The organism is Heyndrickxia coagulans DSM 1 = ATCC 7050 (genome assembly GCF_000290615.1).
GTDB lineage: Bacteria > Bacillota > Bacilli > Bacillales > Bacillaceae_C > Weizmannia > Weizmannia coagulans.
The window spans coordinates 1-14,224 of record NZ_ALAS01000125.1; the positions used below are offsets into that span (position 1 = coordinate 1).

Consider the following 14,224-nt stretch of genomic DNA (forward strand, 5'->3'; position numbering starts at 1 on the left):
GATGTTCATTCAGGGTGTACATTTAGATAGTAGAGTGTCTTCCCATTTTTTTCCACTCTTTTGCCCCTTCGAGTAAAATTTTACACATACCATCATTATACATCAAAATGCCATTGATATTTCGGAAGACAGCTGCGTATACTCCAATAGCGGGTCATGCATTTTACGGCCAGGCAAAAACAGTTTGAAACCAAACCGCGGGCCGTGCATGATGCATCATCCAGCCCTGGGCAGAAAGGAGAGCCCTCCTTTTCCCTTCTATACGGGGAAGCCTTATGCATTGTCCGGCCCAAGCTTTTTTTCAAGCGCCTCTATCTGGTTGAGAAACCGGCCGGCTTTCAATTGCAGGCCGGTATATTCATCATAATACATGGAAATGGCCGTTCTCAGTTCTTTTTTTGTCGAGTCTTTGACAGAAATGCTACCGAGCCGGTTGATGTCCAGAAAATAAAAAAGCCGGAGCAGGCGGATAACCGGCTGTGGCAACGGAAGCCGGTACGGGTCGCGCGCAAAACAGCGGTGGCAAAGAAGGCCATTTTCCCGGATGGAAAACGCAAAGGGCCCTTCCGTGTTTCCGCATACCGCACATCGGTCCATCACCGGGTACATGCCGAGCACATTCAGCATCTTCATTTCAAAGATGTCCCTGATAATTTCCGGGTCATAGCCTTCATCAATATATTCGAGTGTCCGGAGCAAAAGTTCGAACACAAACGGATTCTTTTTTCTATCTTCAACCGCCCGGCCTAAAAGTTCCACCACATAGGCGGCATACGCCGTTTTAAAAATATCTTCGCGGATATGGCGCATCGGTGAGACGGCCTCTCCCTGCTGAAGGGTGGCAAGGCCGCGCGACGGCTGAAAAAGGAAATTCCCATATGTAAAAACCTGGGAAACCGCAGCCAGCCGGCTGTTCGGCTTTTTGGCTCCGCGCGCCATAAAGCCCAGCTTCCCAAATTCTCTCGTGTAAATATGCAGGATTTTATTGGATTCGCCGTAGTCGGTATTTTTAATGACGATCCCTTCACATTTTTCAAACAACCTCTCCACCTCTTGCCCGGCAGGCAGTGCGGCATATCCTTAAATAATGGAAAAATCCGCATCTGCCGGATCTTCGTCACGTTCATACCGGTCCTGGCGCCGGTCCCTTTCCAGTTCCTTAAAAAGCAGGTACGTATCAATATTGCCGGTATCCGCAAAGACTTTCCAGGTAAATTCTAACATATTCACCACGCCTTTCATGTTGTAGGTCATGAAATTTCATTAAAAGTCTTTAATAGCTTCACCAGGGGACATGCAAACATTCGGGGTAAAAATTTACAACCAAAAGCGGGCGCCAAAATCAATATTCGTCTTCCCGGAAACCGAAATCGCGCAGCTGGCTGATTTTATTCCGCCAATCTTTCTGCACTTTTACCCATAATTCCAAATAAACTTGCGACCCGAGCAAATTTTCAATATCAGCCCTTGCTCTTTTGCCGATCTCTTTCAACATACTTCCCTGCCTGCCGATGATAATCCCCTTTTGGGACGGCCGTTCGACAACGATCGTCGCCATCACGCGGATGACATCCTTGTTCTCCGCCTGCTCTATTTTCTCAATGACAACTGCAATCGAATGCGGCACTTCTTCTCTTGTAAGCTGCAATGCTTTTTCGCGGATCAGTTCCGAAATGATGAACCGTTCCGGATGGTCCGTCACCTGGTCCGCCGGATAATACTGCGGCCCTTCCGGCAAATATTCCTTGATGGCACCGAGCAGCCGGCCGACGTTATTTCCTCCGAGCGCGGAAATCGGGACCACTTCACGGAACGGGTATAAATCTTTGTACTGTTCAATAAAGGCAAGCAAATCATCCGGATGGACGAGGTCAATTTTGTTGATGACCAAAAAAACAGGCGTGCGCACGTGTTTAAGCAGGTCGATAATGTACTCGTCGCCGCGGCCGCGTTTTTCTTCCGCATTGACCATAAATAAAATCAGGTCCACTTCTTTTAATGTGTCCGTGGCTGATTTTACCATGAAGTCGCCAAGCTTATGCTTCGGTTTATGAATGCCAGGTGTATCAATAAAAATCATCTGTGCATCATCAGCTGTGTAAACGCCCTGTATCTTATTCCTTGTGGTCTGCGGCTTATCGCTCATGATGGCGATTTTTTGCCCGACCACCTGGTTGATGAAAGTGGACTTCCCGACATTCGGGCGTCCAATGATAGAAATAAAGCCTGATTTATATGTTGGTTGTTCCATGCAAATCCTCCGTTGAATAAGCGCCCGAAAGCAGCTTTACCATTGTTTCCATATCTTTTCCCCTTACCTATATTTTACTACAAATATGACCAAAAGTTAAAATGTATTTTTCATTACTTTTGAATATTTTAAAGGTTCGTGAAAATATTGTCGACTCGTGGCGTGTTTGCACTGATTTTAGCGTCACTTGCATGCCATGGCCGTTTTCAAGCAATGCGATTACCTTTATTTTAGCGCAACGGCCTGCGCCTTTCAAATTGCGGCAGATCCCGTTGGCGCCCCTAACTGTACGGCAGCCCGGCCGGATCCGCCATCTGCTTTTTCAGGTGGGGAGAAGCGGGCCATAAAAAAGAAGCCGCATTAAAAAGCCGCTCCCTGGAATACATGCCATAATTTTGGAAGAAATACGATGCAGCCGATAATGGCCGCAAGCACGGCCCACATCAGGACCGCCGCCGCCGCTGCATCTTTCGCAAGCTTGGCAAGCGGATGGTATTTATGCCCCACGGTAAGGTCAACCGCCCGCTCAATTGCTGTGTTCATCAGCTCCATTGCAATCACGCCGAAAATGGAAAATAAAATGGCGATCCACTCTGTTTTGGAAAGGGAGAAGAAAAATCCGAGCAAACAAGCGCATAACGCCGCCAGAAGATGAAAACGGAAATTCCGTTCCTGCCGGATGGTTGCAAACAGCCCCTCCACAGCCGGCCGGAAAGGGGTGCGGTATTTCGGGATTTTTTTATCGTTTAAGTCCATAGCGATCGAGGATCTCGTTTTGGCGCCCGAACATTTCCGTTTCATCTTCTTTTGTCATATGGTCATAGCCGAGCAGGTGAAGAAATCCGTGAACCGCCAAAAAGCCGAGTTCCCTTTCAAACGAATGCCCGTACTCTCCTGCCTGCTCCCTTGCCCGCGGCACGGAAATGATAATATCCCCGAGCACGCGTGGCATTTCTGCACCGGTAATTTCGATCTCCCCTTCCCCCATTTCTTCAAGCGCGAACGAAATGACATCGGTCGGCTGGTCTTTGCCGCGGTAATCGCGGTTGATTTCGCGGATCCCTTCATTATCCGTAAAAGTTACCGACAACTCGGTGCCGTCCTCCACCCCTTCCTGCCGGGCTGCATAATCGAGCAATGTCCGGACAAGCTCGAGATGCTCCGCTTTCAGCTCATTTGTTTCATCCATCATATCGAGTGATAATGTCATGTCAGCCATCCTTTTTCGTTATTTTTACGGGATACCCTTATTTCGGATACTGGATCCTTGAATGAAAGATGCCGTTAAGCGTCTCGCAAAGCGTGCGTTTAACGGTCTCCAGTTCTTTCAGGGTAATGTCACATTCATTAAATTGCCCATCCATAATGCGCCCTTGCACGATATTGCCGACTAAATTTTGAATGTCATCGGGCGTCAGATGGTTCATGGATCGGACAGCCGCTTCCACGCTGTCCGCAATGTTGATGACAGCCGCTTCTTTCGTCTGCGGCTTCGGGCCCGGGTAACGGAACGCTTCTTCTTTCACATCCGGGTTTTGCGCTTTTGCTTTATGGTAAAAATACTTCAGCAAAGTCGTGCCGTGATGCTGTTCGGCAATATCCGAAAAAGCTTTCGGCAGCTTATATTTTTTCAATGTTTCTGCCCCGTCTTTTGCATGGGCAATGATAATATCCCTGCTTGTTTCAGGCGAAAGGCGGTCATGCGGATTCGGGATATTCAGCTGATTTTCGATAAAAAAATGCGGCCGTTTTGTTTTCCCAATATCATGATAATAGCTGCCGACCCTGGCAAGGAGACCATTCGCCCCGATCGCTTCACAAGCCGCTTCGGCAAGATTGTCAACCATCAGGCTATGGTGATACGTGCCCGGTGCTTCCGTCAAAATCTTCTTCAAAAGCGGGTGGTTCGGATTGGACAGCTCCACATGGCGGATCGGCGACAAAATGCCGAACGCCGCTTCAAAAAAAGGCTGCAACCCCATCACAAGCACGGCGGACAAAATGCCGGAAAGAAACGCAAATGAAAGGGTATATAAAAAGTCCATCTTTACGATCTGGCCGGCATTCAAAAAATAGATGGCACCTACCGCAAGCACATTCAATAGCGCTGCAAAAATCCCGGTTTTAAACAAACGCGTGCTCCGGTCGTTTCGGCAAAAGCAAAATGCCTCCTGTCCCTGTAATAAGTGCGTATACAACCATCTCGGCGTTAAATGTATCTGCAATGTCACCGTGAAATTCGATGCTCGCACAAGCGGCAAGCAGGGCTGAAAGCAAAAAGGCGGAACGGTCCCTGAGCAAAATCCGGGCGAGCAGCGGCACCATTGCAGCCGGATAGGCGTACTCGATGCCCGGAATCTCAAGATGGGTCAAGATCCCTGCCATCTTCATTAACGCAAGGGCAATGACAAGAATCAGGCCGGCCATGACAAGCCGGTTTTGTGCCGGGCCGCTGTCAAACGTATAGACTTTCGCAACACTAGCGGCCGCCAGCTGTTTTTCTTCTTTTGTTTTTTCTTCGTCGATGACCGTTTTCGGAGAACGGATTGTATTGTTCGCAACTGAAAACAGTTTGATATCATACGTCTGGGGCCTAATGTTCGGATAAAAAATGCCGAATAAAATAAGGGCCAGTAAAAACAGGATCACGAATCATTTAAAGCTTAACATCATCCGCAACCTGCCCATTTGCCCGGGAATTTTCATTTGCTTTTCATACACCGCCTTTTGCAATCGCTCTTAACGGTTCCATCATATCAGTTTTCCGGCAAAAATGCATGGCAAAACAACCCGGGTGCCACGGCCCGGGTTATGCGTTTTGATAAGCTTCGATAATTTTCGCAACAAGCGGGTGGCGGACGACATCGCTTTCTTCCAGATAGACGAACGAAATGCCGCGGACTTTCTCCAGCACTCTTTCAGCTGTCAAAAGGCCGGATTCCGCGCCTTTTGGCAGGTCAATCTGCGTTCTGTCCCCTGTAATCACCATTTTGGAGTGAAAACCGAGGCGGGTCAGAAACATTTTCATTTGTGCCTGTGTCGTATTCTGCGCTTCATCGAGAATGACGAACGCATCATCAAGTGTGCGCCCGCGCATATAGGCAAGCGGGGCAATTTCGATTGTTTCCCTTTCAATCAGGCGCTGTGTGTGCTCCGCGCCGAGCACATCGTTTAATGCATCATAGAGCGGGCGCAAATACGGATCGACTTTTTCCTTCAAATCCCCCGGCAAAAACCCGAGGCTTTCCCCGGCTTCAACAGCCGGGCGGGTTAAAATAATCCTTTTTACCTCGCCGCTTTTTAAAGCATTCACCGCCATTACAACGGCCAAATACGTTTTTCCCGTTCCGGCCGGGCCGATGCCGAACACAAGGTCATGATGGCGGATCGCCTGGATATAGTCGCGCTGCCCGAATGTCTTGATCCGGATCGCTTTCCCTTTCGCATTCCGGGCAATTTCTTCTTCGTACAGGCTTCCCAAATATTCAAGATGGCCCTTTTTTTCCATTTCGACAGCGTAAAGCACATCGCGCCCGCTGATCGTGATGCCTTTTTTAATCAAACCAAGCAGTTCGGACATGACGGCGATCACCCTTTCCGCCGCATCTTCTTTGCCGCTTGCCTGGATCGTTTCGCCGCGGGTGAGGATATGGACCCCGTAGGCATCCTCGAGCATTTTCAGATGATGGTCGGAAATGCCGAATAAAAGCACTGCTTCGTTTGTATTCTCCAATTGAAGTTTTGCCGTACTTTCTTCTGTCATTCTAAGTCTCCTTGAGCAATTGGTTTTGCGATTGCGATATTTTCTACTACTTCGTAATAAATCATCATTTTTAATGTACCATTGCGGACATGTTCTTGCAAAACATATTCATCCGTAACGGTTGCTTCTTTTGGCAGTTTTTTGCGCAAATCCTGCCTTGCTAATTTTTTTGCTTCTGTTTCAGCCTCTTTTTTGGTATAATTTCTGTCCCGCTCTTCTTTCTCGCGGACCGTTTCCCTGATAAAGCGGACCGGCAATGTCCATTTTAAAAACTTGACCTTTTCTGCTTCTTCCGATGTCCGGTACTGTTTAAAACGGGGGGTCCGGAAGCCCCATATGTGCAGCTTCATCGAGCCGATTCCAATATAATATTTTTGGGCTGCATTGCCGGTATACACTTGAAAACGGGAGGAAAGCGGAAGTTCAACCGCCGTTTTATACCACGTTTTTCCGTATACTTTCCCTTTGGCTGCCACAGGGTATTTTTCTTTATCATTCCCAATGACACCGGAAACAAGCAGCTGGCCTTTTTTGACATACTGGTTAATTTTTACAACCGGCTTGCCTTTTTCAACAAACATATTTTCCACCACCGCTTTCTGTGAAGCGACAAGATGCTGTGGGCCCGGATTTTTCACCGGTTCCGGCATGTTTTTCTCCACAACGGTAAAATGATAGGTTGTCCCGCGCAGCTCCACGCCGACCCATGTCACGTCCGGAAGATTGTTTGTCAGCTTGCGCTGGATGGTTTCAATATCATCGAGAAAAAACTGTGAATGCCCTGTTTGAATGCCCAGTTTGTCCAATTGTTTGCGGATTTCGTGCTCGGTTTTTGGCGTTGCGCCTTTGATCTCCACGCCCCAAACCATGTTGGAAAGCACCGTGATCACGGCAAGAAAGAGAAAAAAGCCGAACAGGAATCCGGCGTTTTTCAGCGTCCTTTTCCATAAAAAAGGAACGCCGCGCCCCCTTAAAAAGCGGACATGCAAATCTTGTCCCCTTACTGCTTTTCTGAGCTGGTGAATGTCTGAAAGGCGCAATTCGAACGTGACGGCCATGGTGCCCTGCCGCCTGACATTCCAAACAGCGAGGCCGGCTCTTGTCAGCTGGTTGATAAAGCGTTCGATCCCTTTTCCCTCAATTTTTACAGCCACCGACCCCTGTAAAAAAGTTACCCAATGATTTTTCAACCAAAGCCACCCCTATCCGTTCAAATACAACACTTCATCTATTTTGCCTTCCAATAAAATTTCTTCGGGCAAGATCGTTTTGATGACAAAAGACCGGCCTTTGATTAAGAGCTGCCCGTTTTTTAAAAGCAGCCGGACTTCTTTATCGGAAAAAGTCAAAAGGCCGCGGTGGTTCTCAACATAAATATGAATTTGGCCGATCATCGTGATTCTCGGTAGGTCCATCATGACATCCTGCGGAAGGTCCATTTTTTGTGACATCCAGTTTTGCAAATGCTGCCGCCATTTTTTCGCCATAAAAAGAACCCCCTTTCATCTCATATTTATGAAATAAAAAAGGGGTTCATCACTTTATTTGCAGTTTTTTTGTCCGAAACGTCCGGGACCGTTTGGAAACCCGTGTTTCCGGTTCAAGGATACGGCAAAGGTGCGGTAAAAAGCACAACGAAAAGCCGGAAATCATATTGATTTCCGGCTTATATGAGAAAGGTCAGGATAATTGCTGTTGCACAATATTTCTTACAACCGTACCGTCAGCTTTGCCTTTTACTTTCGGCATGACGGCTCCCATAACTTTTCCGAAATCAGCTTTAGACCCGGCATGCACTTCTTCAATGGTCTGCCGGACAATTTCACGCACTTCGTCTTCAGAAAGCTGCTCCGGCAAATATGCGTTCACATATGCCAATTCTTTTTCTGCTTTTTCAACAAGGTCACTGCGACCTGCATTTTTAAATTCCTGGAGGGAGTCTTTCCGTTGCTTCACTTCGCGAGAAAGGACTGTCAACTCTTCATCATTCGTCAAACCGTCTTTTCCGAGCCTGATCGCTTCGTTTTGAACAGCTGCCTTAAGCATACGAATTACGGAGAGTCTTTCTTTATCTTTGTTCTTCATCGCTTGCTTCATATCGCTATTTAAACGCTCGAGAAGACTCATCATTCCACCCTCTCTTACCACTTACGTTTTCTAGCAGCTTCTGATTTCTTTTTGCGTCTTACGCTTGGTTTTTCATAAAATTCGCGCTTTCTGTATTCCTGTAAAGTTCCGGTTTTCGAAACAGTACGTTTAAAGCGGCGAAGCGCATCATCAAGCGACTCGTTTTTTCGAACGACAGTTTTAGACATTTCTTTCCCTCCCTCCGAACACAAACGGTTACATGTCAGGTTGAGCAACCCGTGCACTTTATTATTATATAATATCCTCCATAACCGGTCAACATTTGCGCCTTGTCTTTCGTGATTTGGCTTTTGCCTTATTTGCCCCGCCTGTTCCTCCTTTTGGTATAATAGAGATCAAAGAACGATTGGAGGAAGACGATGGAACAACAGGAAACGGCACATATCATTGTTTCAGGAAGGGTACAGGGCGTCGGCTTCCGCTACCACACCCAATTTTTGGCAAAGCAATACAATATATGCGGGTGGGTCCGCAACAAAGACGATGGCACTGTCGAAGTGATGGCACAAGGCAGGAAAAAAGAGATGGAACAATTTATCCGCGGGCTGAAAAAAGGGCCGTCGCGCTTTGCAAAAGTAACCGGAATGGATATTGACTATTTACAGCAGCAAGAACAGTACCGTGATTTTCGTGTGTTGTATTAAATGGATTTTCCAAATAATAAAAAGGCATGTTCGATACCCCCTTTCCATATGATCATAAGGGGGGAAGGACATGCTTTATTTACTTTCATTTCTTTTGTTGACGGTGACATTTTTATTCGGCATTCACAGGCTGCGGGCCGGGCTGTTTGCCTTATCCGGCGGCCATGCCGGAAATGCACTGAAAAAACTGGCAGGCAGGCCGCTGTCCGCCATGCTGTTCGGGATGGTTTTGACGGCGCTTTTGCAAAGCAGCTCCGCCGTGATGGTCATCACTGTCGGGCTCGTTTCTGCCGGAATGCTGACGTTTTCGCAATCGATCGGAATCATTTTGGGCACGAATATTGGCACGACTTTCACGCTCGAATTGCTGACTTTCGACTTCTCCTCTTTGAGCCTGCCTTTTTTGGGGGCAGGAGCAGTGTTCTATTTTTTCGGAAAAGGCCGCGTCAAAAGCGCCGGTATTATTCTGTTCGGCCTCTCGCTTGTGTTCGGGGCAATGCGCGGATTTGAGGAGCTTGCCGTGCCGGTATCAAAAACCGCTTTTGTCCAGCATTTGTTTACCGTTTTAAATACCCACCTCTTGTCCGCTTTCTTACTCGGAATCTTGCTTTCTGCAGCGATCCAGTCCAGCACCGTGACGATCGGGATGGCGATGGGTTTTCTTGCAGCCGGGGTATTCCCGCTTGAAACCGGAATTAGCATCATGCTCGGGGCCAATATCGGGACATGCATCACCGGGCTTCTGGCCAGCATCGGGGCCGGAGAGGAAGCAAGGCTGACGGCATTTACCCATGTCTGGCTGAATGCCGGAGGGGCGCTTGTTTTCTTGCCTTTCCTGCATGTGCTCGCGGACACTTGCCGAATGCTGTCGGCTAATCCGGAACAACAGCTTGCCCATGCAAGCCTATTGTTTAATCTTCTATCCTCACTGGCTGTTTTGCCATTTTCCGAAAGATTCGGCCGGTTTATCATCGCTTTGCACGGAAAAAAATAAAACAACCGGGCTAAAAGCCCGGTTGTTTTTGCCATGTGCTTCAAAGGGCAGGCATTTTATCCGGAAACTGCCCTGGCCTCTTCAATGCCATTATGCGGCACTTTTTTTCCTATTATGGGGCTGCCTTTTATCAGGCGCGCTTTTTCCGGGCAAACACGCCATCCGGTTTTTGCGTTACATGGCTTCATTTACGGCCGGCATGACGTCGTCCATCACTCTGACGAACTGTGCTTCATTATATGGATACCCAGCTTTTGTGATTTTCACTTTGACGAGTTTTCCAACCATATCCGGGGTGGCCGGGAAAACGACTTTCAGGTAATTATCGGTATAGCCTTCGTACAGCCCGCTTTCCGGATCTTCTTTGAACGGCTCTTCCGGAATGACTTCAAGCACCTCGTTTTCAAATTGGGATGCGTATTCTTTTGCCAGCTGGTCGCTTAATACGATCATGCGGTGGACACGTTCATTTTTGATTTCTTCATCAATCTGGTCCTTCATTCTGGCAGCAGGCGTACCTGTCCTGGGCGAGTACGGGAAAACATGGAGTTCCGCAAACCGGTGTTCTTTTATGAAATTGTATGTTTCCATAAACTCTTCTTCCGTTTCACCCGGGAAGCCGACGATGACATCAGAAGTCAGTGCAAGGCCCGGCAATGCTTCTTTCAACTTGGTAATCCGTTCCGCGAACTGGTCCATCGTATATTTCCGGCGCATTCTTTTCAGCACCGTATCGGAACCGGACTGGATCGGGACATGCATATGGCGGACAACGACTTTCGAATGTTTAATCACACCAATCACTTCATCCGTCAGCTGGCTGGCTTCAATAGACGAAATGCGGACGCGTTTCAGCCCCTGCACTTTTTCTTCTAGGTCCCGAAGCAGCATCGCAAGATTGTAATCTTTTAAATCCTGGCCGTATCCGCCTGTATGAATGCCGGTTAAAACCAGTTCTTTATAGCCTGCATCGACAAGCTGCTGGGCTTGCGCGATGACCTTTTCAGGATCCCTCGACCGCATCAGGCCGCGCGCCCACGGGATGATGCAAAACGTGCAGAAATTGTTGCAGCCTTCCTGGATTTTCAGGGAAGCCCGGTGCCGGTCGGTAAAATACGGCACTTCCATTTCTTCATACACACGGTTTTTCATAATATTTTTGACAGCATTGACCGGTTTGCGCTCTTTCAAATACTGTTCAATATACCCAAGCATTTTGGTGCGGTCCTGTGTGCCGACAACGACATCGACACCGGGAATTTCGAGGATCTCGCCCGGCGATGTCTGCGCATAACAGCCGGTCACACAAACTACGGCATCCGGGTTTTGCCGGACTGCCCGGCGGATGACCTGACGGCTCTTTTTGTCTCCTGTATTGGTGACCGTGCAAGTATTGATCACGTAGACATCGGCATTCGTTTCAAAGTCGGTTCTTTCATAGCCCGCTTGTTTAAACAGCTGCCAAATGGCTTCAGTCTCATAATGGTTCACTTTGCATCCTAATGTATGGAATGCTACGGTTGACATCCTCTTCACCTCATTAATTCAAAATGGTAACTTATGGCAGAAAGTACATATAACGGCGCCGTCTCCGCCCGCAAAATGCGCGGGCCTAAGCTGCAGGATACGAATCCGGCTGCTTCAAGCCTGCGGATTTCATCAAGGGATAGGCCCCCTTCCGGCCCGAAAACGGCCAGTACATTGCCGCCTTCCGATATGTTCGACAATACTTCCGCAAACCGGTGCCGTTCCCCTTCTTTTGCATTTTCTTCAAAAGCAACCAGCTTATATTGATATGTATGGCTTTCTTCGATCAGCTGCTGGAAAGAAACAGGGGGGCTGATTTCGGGCAAGTGGCTGCGGTGCGACTGTTCTGCGGCTTCCCGGGCAATCTTTTGCCAGCGTTCGCGTTTTTTTGCTTCTTTCTTTGTGTCCCATTTTACAACGGATCTTTCCGCAATGAAAGGCAAAAAATGAAAGGCACCCAGCTCGGTTCCCTTTTGGATGATCCATTCCAGTTTATCCGCTTTCGGAAGGCCGCATGATACAGTAACATGGACCGGAAGCTCTTTTACGGCGGTTTCCCATCCGGTAATCCGGGCCATAACGGCATCGCCTGTGATTTCCCCGATTTCGCAAATGCACACTTTTTCATCTGAAAATACACCATAAAAGCGGCTTCCGGCGGACATTCTCATGACGCGCGCGATATGATGGTAATTTTCGCCGTCCAGGCGGATTTCCTGCTCCCCCCGATACGGCCGGTTTAAAAAATAACGCTGCATGGCCTCTCACCCGCGCTTTGCCATGAGCGCAACCCAGTCTTCCATGACCATCGTTTCTTCAATCGTGAAGCCGGAAGAAGTGAGCGCATCCACGACAAGGTCCTTTTTTTGCCGAATGATGCCGGAAGCAATAAAACGGCCGCCCGGTTTGACATGCCCGAATGCCTCTTCAGCAAAACGGGCGATCACTTCAGCAAGAATATTGGCCACCATCACATCGGCTTGCCCGCTTACGCCTTTCAACAAATCATTTTGTTTGACAGTTACCCGGTTTTGGACTTTATTGAGTTTCACATTGAGCGTAGCCGCACGGACCGCCACCTCGTCCAGATCAAGCGCAAGCACCCGCCCTGCTCCGAGCAGGGCGCTGGCAATGCTTAACACGCCGGAACCGGTGCCGACATCAATGACCGTGTCGCCCGGTTTTACCGTCCGTTCTAATGCCTGGATGCACATGACCGTGGTCGGATGGGTACCGGTGCCGAACGCCATGCCGGGGTCCAATTCAATGATCAGCTCATCGCTTGATACCGGCTCATAGTTTTCCCACGTCGGCACAATCGTAAATTTTTCGGATATTTTCACGGGATTGTAGTATTTTTTCCATGCCGTTGCCCATTCTTCTTCATGCACTTCGCTGATCGTCACCTTGTTCGGGCCGATATCAATATCAAAAGTGGCCAGATTGGTAATCGCCTGTTTGATTTCCTCGACGGTTTCACCTAAAAAGCTGTTTACGGGCAGGTACGCTTTAATGATGACCCCTTCTTCCGGAAAATCGTCCGGATCCAGTTCATAAATTTCACCGAACCGGTCGTCATGCTCTTTCAGCAGCTCATCCGAGTCCTCGATCACAATCCCGCCGGCGCCCGCTTCATACAAAATATTCGAAATCGGATCCACCGCTTCGTTCGTGGTGTGGATCATAATTTCCGACCATTTCATGAACGCCTCACTCCATTCCTGTTTAGTCCCCTTTAAATGCCCGTTTCATTTTGTCAAAAAAATTGCTGCTTTGTTCATCCGGGACCTCTCCACTCGCTTCGGCGAATTCGCGCAAAAGTTGTTTTTGCCGTTCGGTAAGCTTCCTTGGGGTGACAATTCTCGCGATGACATGCTGGTCGCCGGTGCCGTGCCCGTGGACATTCGGCACGCCTTTCCCGCGCAGCCTGAATTTTGTGCCGGATTGTGTGCCGGCCGGAATTTTCAATTTTACTTTCCCGTGCAACGTCGGCACTTCGATTTCATCGCCTAAAGCAGCCTGGGTAAAAGTAATCGGGATTTCGCAGTAGATGTCGTCGCCGTCCCGTTCGAACAGTTCATGCGGCCGGACGTGGAAAATGATGTACAGGTCGCCGGCCGGTCCGCCGTTTATGCCCGGTTCGCCCTGGCCTGCAACGCGGAGCTGCTGCCCGTCGTCGATGCCGGCCGGAATTTTGACATGAATTTTGCGGCGTTTTTTCACTCTTCCGGTACCGCCGCAAGTTTTGCATTTGTCTGTAATGATCTTGCCGGTACCGCCGCAGTAATGGCATACCCTGCGGTTCACAATCCGGCCGAACGGTGTCTGTTGCTCAGTATTGAGCTGTCCGGTTCCGTGGCAGTGCGGGCATTCTTTCGGATGCGTCCCCGGTTTTGCCCCGGTTCCGTGGCAGGTATTACAAGTTTCCTCGCGCGGAATCTGGATGTCCGTCTCTTTCCCGAAAACCGCCTCCTCAAATTCAAGCGTCATCGTATATTGCAAATCAGCCCCCTGCCTTGGCGCATTCGGGTCATTTCTTCTGCCGCCGCCAAAGAATGTGCTGAAAATATCTTCGAAACCGAAACTGTCAAAATCCGAGCTGCTGAATCCGCCAAAACCGTTTCCGCCCCCGAAGCCCTGGTTCGGCCCTGCATGCCCGAACTGGTCATATTGAGCGCGTTTCTGGTCATCGCTCAACACTTCGTACGCTTCCTGGATTTCCTTGAATTTTTCTGCAGCATCAGGCGCTTTGTTAATATCCGGGTGGTATTTTTTGGAAAGCTTGCGGTACGCTTTTTTTATCTCGTCTTTCGATGCATCTTTCGCGACGCCCAACACTTCATAGTAATCCCGTTTACTCATTTCTTCTCACTCCCGAAACGTTCACATAAAGGTAA

General features: G+C 48.7%; 18 protein-coding genes. 2 read left to right on the forward strand and 16 right to left on the reverse strand.

From position 1 onward, the window contains the following. Positions 1-273: 273 nt before the first annotated feature. The 12 genes from recO to rpsU form a co-directional block, all read right to left on the reverse strand. Positions 274-1,041: a DNA repair protein RecO gene (gene recO / locus IC21_RS06640; protein WP_029141901.1), complete on the reverse strand. Its 768-nt coding sequence runs from the start codon at positions 1,039-1,041 to the stop codon at positions 274-276. A 39-nt stretch (positions 1,042-1,080) separates the two neighbouring features. Further along, positions 1,081-1,224 carry a YqzL family protein gene (locus IC21_RS16190; protein ID WP_019720560.1) on the reverse strand — a complete coding sequence of 48 codons (144 nt, stop codon included), beginning with the start codon at positions 1,222-1,224 and terminating at the stop codon, positions 1,081-1,083. Between the two features lie 118 nt (positions 1,225-1,342). Next, positions 1,343-2,251: a GTPase Era gene (gene era, locus IC21_RS06645; protein ID WP_029141902.1), complete on the reverse strand. Its 909-nt coding sequence runs from the start codon at positions 2,249-2,251 to the stop codon at positions 1,343-1,345. 360 nt (positions 2,252-2,611) lie between these two features. Continuing rightward, a complete protein-coding gene (locus IC21_RS06650; RefSeq protein ID WP_013859685.1) occupies positions 2,612-3,007 on the reverse strand; it encodes a diacylglycerol kinase family protein in 396 nt (131 codons plus the stop codon). Next, positions 2,991-3,461: an rRNA maturation RNase YbeY gene (gene ybeY / locus IC21_RS06655; protein ID WP_013859686.1), complete on the reverse strand. Its 471-nt coding sequence runs from the start codon at positions 3,459-3,461 to the stop codon at positions 2,991-2,993. The genes IC21_RS06650 and ybeY overlap by 17 nt, the downstream gene beginning before the upstream one ends. 37 nt (positions 3,462-3,498) lie before the next feature. Beyond that, the gene (locus IC21_RS17245) at positions 3,499-4,383 is read right to left on the reverse strand and encodes an HD family phosphohydrolase (RefSeq protein WP_257677553.1); all 885 of its coding nucleotides are present in this window, start codon (positions 4,381-4,383) and stop codon (positions 3,499-3,501) included. Beyond that, a complete protein-coding gene (locus tag IC21_RS17250; protein WP_257677554.1) occupies positions 4,376-4,900 on the reverse strand; it encodes a hypothetical protein in 525 nt (174 codons plus the stop codon). Before IC21_RS17250 ends, IC21_RS17245 begins: the two co-directional genes overlap by 8 nt. A 160-nt stretch (positions 4,901-5,060) precedes the next feature. Next, positions 5,061-6,014, reverse strand: a complete 954-nt coding sequence (locus IC21_RS06665; protein ID WP_013859688.1) for a PhoH family protein — start codon at positions 6,012-6,014, stop codon at positions 5,061-5,063. After that, positions 6,011-7,204, reverse strand: coding sequence for a sporulation protein YqfD (gene yqfD / locus IC21_RS06670; RefSeq protein ID WP_029141903.1), 1,194 nt, complete (start codon positions 7,202-7,204; stop codon positions 6,011-6,013). Before yqfD ends, IC21_RS06665 begins: the two co-directional genes overlap by 4 nt. 12 nt (positions 7,205-7,216) lie before the next feature. After that, entirely contained in the window at positions 7,217-7,501 is a 285-nt protein-coding gene (gene yqfC / locus IC21_RS06675; protein WP_013859690.1) for a sporulation protein YqfC, read from the reverse strand. A 193-nt stretch (positions 7,502-7,694) separates the two neighbouring features. Continuing rightward, positions 7,695-8,141 carry a GatB/YqeY domain-containing protein gene (locus IC21_RS06685; protein WP_029141283.1) on the reverse strand — a complete coding sequence of 149 codons (447 nt, stop codon included), beginning with the start codon at positions 8,139-8,141 and terminating at the stop codon, positions 7,695-7,697. A gap of 14 nt (positions 8,142-8,155) precedes the next feature. Further along, a complete protein-coding gene (gene rpsU / locus IC21_RS06690) occupies positions 8,156-8,329 on the reverse strand; it encodes a 30S ribosomal protein S21 (RefSeq protein WP_017552614.1) in 174 nt (57 codons plus the stop codon). Positions 8,330-8,521: 192 nt separating this feature from the next. Here rpsU and IC21_RS06695 point away from each other — a divergent pair, with 192 nt between their 5' ends. Continuing rightward, on the forward strand, positions 8,522-8,806 hold the full coding sequence (locus IC21_RS06695) for an acylphosphatase (RefSeq protein WP_029141904.1): 285 nt from the start codon (positions 8,522-8,524) through the stop codon (positions 8,804-8,806). A 70-nt stretch (positions 8,807-8,876) separates the two neighbouring features. Continuing rightward, complete coding sequence (locus tag IC21_RS06700) at positions 8,877-9,800, forward strand: Na/Pi symporter (RefSeq protein WP_019720554.1); 924 nt, start codon at positions 8,877-8,879, stop codon at positions 9,798-9,800. Positions 9,801-9,974: 174 nt separating this feature from the next. Here the strand turns inward: IC21_RS06700 and mtaB are convergent, their stop codons facing one another. The 4 genes from mtaB to dnaJ are packed head-to-tail and all read right to left on the reverse strand — an operon-like array spanning position 9,975 to position 14,189. Then, on the reverse strand, positions 9,975-11,327 hold the full coding sequence (gene mtaB, locus IC21_RS06705; RefSeq protein ID WP_029141905.1) for a tRNA (N(6)-L-threonylcarbamoyladenosine(37)-C(2))-methylthiotransferase MtaB: 1,353 nt from the start codon (positions 11,325-11,327) through the stop codon (positions 9,975-9,977). Positions 11,328-11,332: 5 nt separating this feature from the next. Beyond that, positions 11,333-12,085: a 16S rRNA (uracil(1498)-N(3))-methyltransferase gene (locus tag IC21_RS06710; RefSeq protein WP_013859695.1), complete on the reverse strand. Its 753-nt coding sequence runs from the start codon at positions 12,083-12,085 to the stop codon at positions 11,333-11,335. Between the two features lie 6 nt (positions 12,086-12,091). Beyond that, positions 12,092-13,030 (reverse strand): 50S ribosomal protein L11 methyltransferase, encoded by a 939-nt coding sequence (prmA, locus tag IC21_RS06715; RefSeq protein WP_029141906.1) that lies wholly within the window; start codon positions 13,028-13,030, stop codon positions 12,092-12,094. A 22-nt stretch (positions 13,031-13,052) separates the two neighbouring features. Continuing rightward, positions 13,053-14,189, reverse strand: a complete 1,137-nt coding sequence (gene dnaJ / locus IC21_RS06720; protein WP_029141907.1) for a molecular chaperone DnaJ — start codon at positions 14,187-14,189, stop codon at positions 13,053-13,055. Between the last annotated feature and the right edge of the window lie 35 nt (positions 14,190-14,224).

Excerpts from the sequence above, each read along its gene's own strand:
- IC21_RS16190 (WP_019720560.1), bottom strand. The coding sequence starts at position 1,224 with ATGTTAGAATTTACCTGGAAAGTCTTTGCGGATACCGGCAATATTGAT.
- era (WP_029141902.1), bottom strand. The coding sequence starts at position 2,251 with ATGGAACAACCAACATATAAATCAGGCTTTATTTCTATCATTGGACGC.
- IC21_RS06650 (WP_013859685.1), bottom strand. The coding sequence starts at position 3,007 with ATGGACTTAAACGATAAAAAAATCCCGAAATACCGCACCCCTTTCCGG.
- ybeY (WP_013859686.1), bottom strand. The coding sequence starts at position 3,461 with ATGACATTATCACTCGATATGATGGATGAAACAAATGAGCTGAAAGCG.
- IC21_RS06665 (WP_013859688.1), bottom strand. The coding sequence starts at position 6,014 with ATGACAGAAGAAAGTACGGCAAAACTTCAATTGGAGAATACAAACGAA.
- yqfC (WP_013859690.1), bottom strand. The coding sequence starts at position 7,501 with ATGGCGAAAAAATGGCGGCAGCATTTGCAAAACTGGATGTCACAAAAA.
- IC21_RS06685 (WP_029141283.1), bottom strand. The coding sequence starts at position 8,141 with ATGAGTCTTCTCGAGCGTTTAAATAGCGATATGAAGCAAGCGATGAAG.
- rpsU (WP_017552614.1), bottom strand. The coding sequence starts at position 8,329 with ATGTCTAAAACTGTCGTTCGAAAAAACGAGTCGCTTGATGATGCGCTT.
- IC21_RS06695 (WP_029141904.1), top strand. The coding sequence starts at position 8,522 with ATGGAACAACAGGAAACGGCACATATCATTGTTTCAGGAAGGGTACAG.
- IC21_RS06700 (WP_019720554.1), top strand. The coding sequence starts at position 8,877 with ATGCTTTATTTACTTTCATTTCTTTTGTTGACGGTGACATTTTTATTC.
- mtaB (WP_029141905.1), bottom strand. The coding sequence starts at position 11,327 with ATGTCAACCGTAGCATTCCATACATTAGGATGCAAAGTGAACCATTAT.
- IC21_RS06710 (WP_013859695.1), bottom strand. The coding sequence starts at position 12,085 with ATGCAGCGTTATTTTTTAAACCGGCCGTATCGGGGGGAGCAGGAAATC.
- prmA (WP_029141906.1), bottom strand. The coding sequence starts at position 13,030 with ATGAAATGGTCGGAAATTATGATCCACACCACGAACGAAGCGGTGGAT.
- dnaJ (WP_029141907.1), bottom strand. The coding sequence starts at position 14,189 with ATGAGTAAACGGGATTACTATGAAGTGTTGGGCGTCGCGAAAGATGCA.